The 7,728-nt window shown below is 52.0% G+C and carries 10 protein-coding genes and 1 pseudogene; 5 read left to right on the forward strand and 6 right to left on the reverse strand.

Features of this window, described 5'->3' with window-relative positions; genetic code table 11:
- The coding region (locus VB081_RS05565; protein WP_323399848.1) for a TspO/MBR family protein at nt 1–414 on the forward strand (414 nt) is incomplete at its 5' end.
- Nucleotides 415–441: 27 nt separating this feature from the next.
- Nucleotides 442–945 (forward strand): TspO/MBR family protein, encoded by a 504-nt coding sequence (locus VB081_RS05570; protein ID WP_323399849.1) that lies wholly within the window; start codon nt 442–444, stop codon nt 943–945.
- Here VB081_RS05570 and VB081_RS05575 read toward each other — a convergent pair.
- Nucleotides 942–1,574 carry a recombinase family protein gene (locus VB081_RS05575; RefSeq protein ID WP_323399850.1) on the reverse strand — a complete coding sequence of 211 codons (633 nt, stop codon included), beginning with the start codon at nt 1,572–1,574 and terminating at the stop codon, nt 942–944. The genes VB081_RS05570 and VB081_RS05575 overlap by 4 nt on opposite strands.
- 220 nt (nt 1,575–1,794) lie before the next feature.
- Nucleotides 1,795–2,112 (reverse strand): hypothetical protein, encoded by a 318-nt coding sequence (locus VB081_RS05580; RefSeq protein ID WP_323399851.1) that lies wholly within the window; start codon nt 2,110–2,112, stop codon nt 1,795–1,797.
- Nucleotides 2,113–2,396: 284 nt separating this feature from the next.
- Here VB081_RS05580 and VB081_RS05585 point away from each other — a divergent pair, with 284 nt between their 5' ends.
- Genes VB081_RS05585 through VB081_RS05595 form a run of 3 tightly spaced genes read left to right on the forward strand, consistent with a single transcriptional unit; the run spans nt 2,397 to nt 5,333 of the window.
- The gene (locus VB081_RS05585) at nt 2,397–3,779 is read left to right on the forward strand and encodes a glycine--tRNA ligase (protein WP_323399852.1); all 1,383 of its coding nucleotides are present in this window, start codon (nt 2,397–2,399) and stop codon (nt 3,777–3,779) included.
- Between the two features lie 3 nt (nt 3,780–3,782).
- A complete protein-coding gene (gene cobT / locus VB081_RS05590) occupies nt 3,783–4,832 on the forward strand; it encodes a nicotinate-nucleotide--dimethylbenzimidazole phosphoribosyltransferase (protein ID WP_323399853.1) in 1,050 nt (349 codons plus the stop codon).
- A 9-nt stretch (nt 4,833–4,841) separates the two neighbouring features.
- A complete protein-coding gene (locus VB081_RS05595; protein ID WP_323399854.1) occupies nt 4,842–5,333 on the forward strand; it encodes a hypothetical protein in 492 nt (163 codons plus the stop codon).
- 50 nt (nt 5,334–5,383) lie between these two features.
- Here the strand turns inward: VB081_RS05595 and VB081_RS05600 are convergent, their stop codons facing one another.
- The 4 genes and pseudogenes from VB081_RS05600 to glnQ form a co-directional block, all read right to left on the reverse strand.
- The gene (locus VB081_RS05600) at nt 5,384–6,043 is read right to left on the reverse strand and encodes an amino acid ABC transporter permease (protein ID WP_323399855.1); all 660 of its coding nucleotides are present in this window, start codon (nt 6,041–6,043) and stop codon (nt 5,384–5,386) included.
- The gene (locus tag VB081_RS05605; RefSeq protein WP_323399856.1) at nt 6,019–6,735 is read right to left on the reverse strand and encodes an amino acid ABC transporter permease; all 717 of its coding nucleotides are present in this window, start codon (nt 6,733–6,735) and stop codon (nt 6,019–6,021) included. The genes VB081_RS05600 and VB081_RS05605 overlap by 25 nt, the downstream gene beginning before the upstream one ends.
- Nucleotides 6,732–7,493, reverse strand: a complete 762-nt coding sequence (locus VB081_RS05610; protein ID WP_323399857.1) for a transporter substrate-binding domain-containing protein — start codon at nt 7,491–7,493, stop codon at nt 6,732–6,734. Before VB081_RS05610 ends, VB081_RS05605 begins: the two co-directional genes overlap by 4 nt.
- A pseudogene (glnQ, locus tag VB081_RS05615) lies at nt 7,490–7,728 on the reverse strand (glutamine ABC transporter ATP-binding protein GlnQ); the annotation flags it as partial. The gene VB081_RS05610 and the pseudogene glnQ, both read right to left, overlap by 4 nt.

Raw genomic sequence — 7,728 nt, forward strand, 5'->3', positions numbered from 1 at the left:
GAGGGTTCCGGGCTTGCGCTTATGTCTCTGAAGACCGATTCGCCGTGGTTTTTGGGTCTCACACTTTCCCCGGTTCATCCGCCCTATGTGGTATTTGGCATCGTATGGACAACACTTTATGTACTGATGGGCTGTTCGTTCGTTATCTCGATACTCAATCCTAAGATGACCAAGGGCGTCCACATCGGCTATATCCTGAACATCTTTTTGGGCGCCATGTGGTCTCCGGCGTTTTTCCTGCTAAAAAGTCCGCTTGCGGGTCTGCTCGTCGCGGTCGCGACCCTTGTGAACGCTGCGATCCTGCTGCGCAATGTATGGAAAGTCAGCCATGAGGCCTCTTATATGATCATTCCATATCTTGTATGGATCGCGTTTGCGACCTATCTGAATGCTGCGATCATCGCTCTCAATTAATTTTTTTGAAAAGGCTGGATTATATTAATGTTTATCATGACTTATCAAATGGAAGAACGGCGGCGTGAAAAAAACGCAAAACGTATCAAAGCAATTTTTGCCGTGTTGCTGACCGCCGCCGGCGCTGTGATCGCAAGCCTGTCTACCAAAACGGACACGCCGTGGTACCAGTCGCTGACCCTTTCGCCTTTGCAGCCTCCGCCGTCTGTTTTCGGCATCGTATGGACTGTCCTTTACGTCCTGCTGGCAATCTCCTTTGCCCTTGTAGCGACGCAGCACAAGCCTCGCGGCAGTGCTGTTTTTGGATATATCCTGAATATCATACTAAATGCGCTGTGGTCTCCTGTATTTTTCCTGATGCAGGAGCCTTTGCCCGCGCTTTTTATCATGCTCGCCCTGCTCGTTAACCTCGTCATACTGATGCGCAATGTTTGGCCTTCCTGCCGGGCGGCTATGTATCTGCTGATCCCTTATCTTGCGTGGTTGTGCATTGCGACAGTGCTCAATGTTTCTGTCGTCGCCTTCAATTAATACTCTGTTGCCAACTCGCCGGTGTTCCCGGCCTCCGGCTTGATACGCACCCAACGCAAAAAAGTGTCTTGCGCAACGCCGATCGCATTCGCTGCATTTCTTGAGGATATTTCGCGGTCTAGCCACCGCTTGCGCAGTTCGTAAAACGCAGGCGGTACAGGCTTTGGCGGACGTCCGAATTTCACGCCGCGCAGCTTTGCCGCCGCAATGCCTTCCGCCTGTCGCTGCCTGATATTTTCGCGTTCTGTTTGTGCGACGTAAGACAAAAGCTGCAATACGATGTCCGCGATCAGCGTACCTGTCAAGTCGCGCCCCTGCCGGGTATCAAGCAGCGGCATATCGAGCACTACCACTTCTACCTTTTTTTCCTTAGTGATGATACGCCATTGCTCTAATATCTCGTCGTAGTTGCGCCCCAGTCTGTCGATACTTTTGATGACCAGCAGATGGCCTTCCTTCATCCGCTTCACCAGTTTGCGGTATGCCGGGCGCTCAAAATCCTTGCCACTCATCTTATCCATATAAATGTGGTCTTTCGGCACATCAAACTCGCTCATCGCAAGCATCTGTCTATCTTCATTCTGATCTCTTGTCGATACGCGCACATACCCCCAAATGACCTGTTCCATCCTGATTACTCCCTCCTGCTAAACTACTTATATAAAAATGGTATAAATTGTTAAAATAATACTGAATTTTCGCGCTTTGAAAAAAGCTGGAAAGTTTTCGCCCGATAGGGACGATTTATGATAGCACAAGGAGATAGAATCAGCAATATAAATCATATATCGTGTCTTAAATCTTAATAAAAGACCGCTACATTCCGTAGCGGTCTTTTGCCGTAACACGTTATTTTGTTCCCTGCTCCGCGGCTTCTTCTTCGTCCGGCTCCTCGCTTGTACCCTGTTCTTTCTTCTCGAGTTCCTTCAGATAATCTTCATCGTGGATGTTTTCCATATATACGTTTATGCCGCAGTGCGGGCAGGTCAGTTTCCTGTCCGTCCCCTGCTGCGAAACGAAAAAGGTTTTCAGTCCCGACTCTTTGAAGCGCGTACCGCAGCGCGGACACAGAAAATGTCGTTTTCGTTGTATGACGCAATATGCGATGACACAGGCGATGATGACCGCGACCGTTGATCCTAACGTAATGATTCCATATAGCTGCATCACGTTCTCCCTTCCAGCACATACGCAATGCCTGCGCATGATTTATTTCAGTATAGCACACCTGTCAAAAAAACAGTTGAACTTTTCCCCAAAAATTGCTATGATAATGCGTATAGAAACAAATATGATGCGTTTTTCGGGGATGGCATCCCGGCTTTTTGGACGCAGACCGAATGAAGGCGGGCTTTTTTTGAGCCAACCAGGGTGGAACCGCGGAAGTATCTTTCGTCCCTGCACTTGAGGGAGCGAAAGTTTTTTTTTACGAAAATTTGGGAGGGAACATTATGGAAAAAACAATGGATAAGATCGTAGCGCTGGCGAAGGGACGCGGCTTTGTTTTCCCCGGCTCGGAAATCTATGGCGGGCTCGCGAACTCGTGGGACTACGGCCCGCTGGGTGTGGAGTTCAAAAACAACGTCAAACGCGCATGGTGGCAGAAATTCGTGCAGGAATGCCCGCATAACGTGGGGCTTGACGCGGCGATCTTGATGAACCCTGAAACGTGGGTCGCATCCGGTCATGTCGGCGGCTTCAACGATCCGCTGATGGACTGCAAAAGCTGTAAAGAACGGTTCCGCGCCGACAAGCTGATCGAGGATTATGTTGCGGAAAACAATCTTGATATCGAGTCTGTCGAAGCGATGACCAAGGAAGAAATGGAAGCGTTCATCGCGGAGCACATCGTGTGCCCGTCGTGCGGTAAAAAAGATTTCACGTCTATCCGCCAGTTTAACCTGATGTTCAAAACATTTCAGGGCGTCAACGAGGATACGGCTGCGCAGATATACCTGCGCCCCGAGACGGCACAGGGAATTTTTGTCAACTTCAAAAACGTGCTGCGTACGACGCGCCGCAAGATGCCGATGGGTATTGGACAGATCGGCAAATCGTTCCGCAACGAGATCACGCCCGGAAACTTTATATTCCGCATCCGTGAATTCGAGCAGATGGAGCTGGAGTTCTTCTGTGACCCGAAGGAAGAATTTGAATGGTTTAACTATTGGAAGGACTATTGCCATAACTGGCTGCTGAATTTGGGTCTCAACGACGAAAACCTGAAGCTGCGCGACCATTCCGCCGAGGAGCTTTCGCACTATTCGAACGCCACGACGGACATCGAATACCGCTTCCCCTTTGGCTGGGGCGAGCTGTGGGGCATTGCCGACAGGACAGATTTTGACCTGAAAGCACATATGACACATTCGGGCGAAAGCCTCGAGTATCTCGATCCGGTCACAAACGAAAAATATGTACCGTATTGCATCGAGCCTTCGCTGGGGGCTGACCGTGTTGCGCTTGCCTTCCTGTGTGAAGCGTATGACGAAGAAACCTTGGAAAACGGCGATACACGTATCGTGATGCACCTGCATCCGGCGCTTGCGCCGTTTAAGGCTGCGGTGCTGCCGCTGCAGAAAAAGCTTGCGGAAACGTCGGACAAGCTGTTTGCAGACCTCTCCAAGCATTTAAACATTGATTATGACCTTGCGGGCTCCATCGGCAAGCGCTACCGCCGCGAGGACGAGATCGGTACGCCGTATTGCGTCACCGTGGACTTTGAATCCTTAGACGACAATTGCGTCACCATACGCGATCGTGACACAATGGCGCAGCAGCGCATCCCGATGGAGGGTGTGCTCAAATTCCTGCAGGATAAGATGGAGTTTTAAGCGATGGATTATTCTGATGTATTGCCGCTTTGCGAAAACGCGATGATCGACGCCCGCGAGCGGGTGGATTCTTTATCGAAGCCCTTGGGGAGCCTTGGACGGCTGGAAGAATACGCCGTACAGCTGGCGGGCATACGTGGCCATATGGGCGGTTCGCTCACCAAGCGCTGCGTACTTGTATTTGCGGCGGACAACGGCATTTATGAGGAAAGCATCACGCCTGTCCCGCAGGAAGTGACGCCTATGCAGACCATCAATATTGCAAATGGTGTCGCGGGCGTGAACGCGCTAGCGGCGCATGCCGGGGCTGATGTTTTTGTTTACAATGTTGGCGTAGCGCAGCCATTGAAGCGTAAAAACATCATTGACGCGCTTGTTATGCACGGTACGAACGATATGGCAAAAGAGCCCGCTATGACGCGAGCACAATGCGAAAAGGCAATGAAGGCCGGTTATGACGCCGTTGCCGCGCATGCGGAATACGATGTGATCGGTCTGGGGGAAATGGGTATCTGTAATACATCCACCACCGCCGCCGTTGCTTCCGTACTGCTGCAAAAGCCCGTCGGTATTCTTGCCGGCAAAGGCGCGGGCATCACCGATGAACACTATGAGCGCAAGATCGCGGCGATCGAACGCGCGATCGAAATCAACAGCCCCGACCCGCACGACGTACGAGATGTGATCTCTAAGGTGGGCGGGCTGGATATTGCCGCTATGACGGGCGCGTACTTGGCGTGTGCGCATTACAAGATCCCTGTTGTGATCGACGGGTTTATCTCTGCGTGTGCCGCACTTTGCGCACAGCGTCTTGTCCCGATGAGCGCGAGCTATATGTTTGCCTCCCACCAGAGCGAGGAGCAGGGATATTTGCCTATCATAAAGGCGCTCGGCCTGTCCCCCGCGCTTATGCTCAATATGCGCCTCGGCGAAGGCAGCGGCTGCCCGCTGATGTTCACTATTTTAGAAGCGTCGCTTCGTGTCCTTGAAGATATGGGGACGTTTGAGGAAGGAAGCATCGATCCTTCCGGGTTTGTCGATCTGCGGAAATAGGTTACGCCCATGAAGATCAGGAACATCCAAACACTGCGTATCTGGCGGTATATCCTCGAATGGTTCACCTTTGCGGGTATGGTTTTTTTGGTCGCGTTTTTTGCGCTTACCGCGGGCATCCTTCCTTCCCCGCCGCCTGTCGCGGGCGATCCGGAGGGGCTGGTCTCGGTGTTTGGTATGAAACTTGTATTGTTTGTGCTTTTCCTGCTGGGAAGCGGAACGTCCGGCGCGCTCTTTTTGTTGTCGCGGTTCCCTCGCCTATTTCACTATCCGGTCAAAATTACCGCTGACAACATCGAGTCCCAATACCATCTGGCAAAGATCGCCCTGTGCGTGGGTCAGGTCATTGTTGCGGCATTTTTCTGCACGCTGATGGCGCGCGTCTATACGCAAAGCATCACCTTTGAATCGTTTGAATTCCGGCAGATCGTCGCAACTGCGCTCATCTGTACGGGTGCGATGTGCGTCGTGTATTATCTCGCCGCACGGCATTTCCGGTAATAACAGTCATAAAAAACGCCCGCAGCGAGAAGCCGCGGGCGTTTTTTGAATCAATCATATAGAATAGACGCTGTGCGGAACTTCTTCTGGTAGCGTCGCACAAACTGCGAGAGGGTGAAGCACACGATGAAATAAAGAAGCGCCATCATGCCGAAAATCGCGAATATCTGCGTCGTCGAATTGTATAGATTCATCAGGATCATGCCCTTTCCCATCAGCTCCTGGATCGCCATTGCGCCCCACAGGTAGGAGGTGTCCTTGATGGTCGTGACCATCTGCGACAACAGTGCGGGGATCATGTTGCGTACCGCCTGCGGTATCACAATATAAAAATATGTCATGCCGCGTGAGAAACCCTGCGACTGCGCCGCCTCCCACTGCCCCTGCGGGATGGCGCTGATGCCGCCGCGCAGTATTTCCGCGATTCCCGCGGACGTGAACAGTGTGAAAGCCATGATCGCCGAGCCCATAGGCGGAATGCGCGCCACAAAGAAGATGAGCATGATCCACAGCAATAGCGGCGTATTTTTGAATATCTCGATATACACCCCTGCGATTTTGGGAACGATCTTATTGCGGGAATTGCGGCCGATGGCGATCACCATACCAAGCACGATGGAAAGCGCTATTGCAATCATCGAAATAATGATCGTCGTCAAAAGGCCTTGCAGCAGGAAGCGGATATTTATCCACGTAAATAATTCTGACATGTGATATCCTCCTCCCCCGGTTTGATCTCTTTTTTGCGTCTTTCCTCCAGCCGTTTCGCAAGGCGGGAGAGCGGGAAGCACAGCAGAAAATACAATACGCCCGCCACCACATAGGCAGGGCCATAATAGCTGGTGCCGTATGCAAATGAATTAGAGAAATACATCAGCTCTCCGCCCGCGATCAGCGCAAGTACCGATGTGTTTTTGATCAGATTTGCCGCCTGCACCGCAAGCGCGGGCATCATCGTTTTAATGGACTGCGGCAAAATGATGTGCCGCATCGTTTCCCAGTAGGTAAAGCCCTGCGACCGCGCCGCTTCGAACTGCCCTTTTTGTACGGACGAAAGCCCGGAGTGTACGACCTCCGAAATATATGCGCCGTGGTATATGCCGATGCCCATAACACCGATCATAAACGTGCCGATCATTACACCAAAAAGCGGTAGCACAGCGTAAAGCACGAACACCTGTAGCAGCAGAGGGATATTTTGTACGATCTCCACATACACACGGTTGATCGCGCGCGGCGCGCGGTGCTTGGCATAAGACATCATACCGAACAAAAAGCCGAGCGCAAGCGCGATCAAAAGCGCGAGCAGCGAGATCAGCACCGTATTCAAGAACGCCTGTGCGAGCTCATCTCCCCTTGCAAACAGGGCTTCCCATTTGAAGGGTGCAAAAACGTCGTTCATTCTTTGAGCCCCCATTTCTTTTCCAGTGCTTCCATGCGCCCGTCTGCCTGCATTTCACCGATCACACGGTCGATCTCCGCCGCAAGCTCCTTATCATTGAGCGCGCTTGCCACCCCGTATTCCTGCGGCGCAAATTGCTCTTTCAGCAGCTCTGTCGTATCGTCCACATATCCGTTCAGGATTGATTCGTCCACCGAAAAAGCGTCTACCCGTCCTGAAACGAGCGCGATCTTGATTTCCGGATATGTCGCGTATTCGTTGAATTTGAGCGTAATCCCGAGCTCGTCCGCCGCGGCTGTGAGCTTATCTTTTGTTGTTGCGCTCTGCGCCACGCCGATCGTCTTACCGTCGAGGTCTTTTAAGCTTTTGATCCCTGCGTCCTTTTTGACAAGTACGCCGATGTGGTCGGTGTAATACGGCTGGCTGAAATTGTAGCTCTTTTTGCGCTGCTTGGTGATCGTAAACGTACACAGCGCCGCATCAAGCGTCCCGTTATCCAACATCGCCCCGCGCGTCGTGACGTTCACGCCCGTGAGCGAAAGGTTGTCGGGCGAGCCTTTCAGCTCTTTTGCAAGCTCCCTTGCAATATCCACCTCAAAACCTTCGATCTGCCCTGTCGCCGGGTTTTGATACCCGAACCGCGGTACGTCGATCTTAACGCCCACACGCAATATATCGTCGTTTTGCGCACACGACGAAAGACAGAACATTCCTATGAAAGCGGCCAGTACCGCTGCAATGACCTTCTTCTTATTCATTTCAGTATCTTACTCAGGAAAGCCTGAATCCTCGGATTTTTTGCTTCGTCAAACAGTTCTTTGGGCGAGCCTGTATCTACGACCTGTCCATTTTCCATAAACACGACCCGCTCTGCCGCCTCGCGCGCCAATCCCAGTTCGTGCGTCACGATCACCATCGTGATATTGCTCTTCGCAAGGTCTCCTATGACCTCCAGCACTTCCTGTATCATTTCCGGATCGAGTGCGGATGTCG

Origin of the sequence: Christensenella sp. (genome assembly GCF_034927525.1) — a bacterium.
Lineage (GTDB): Bacteria > Bacillota > Clostridia > Christensenellales > Christensenellaceae > Christensenella.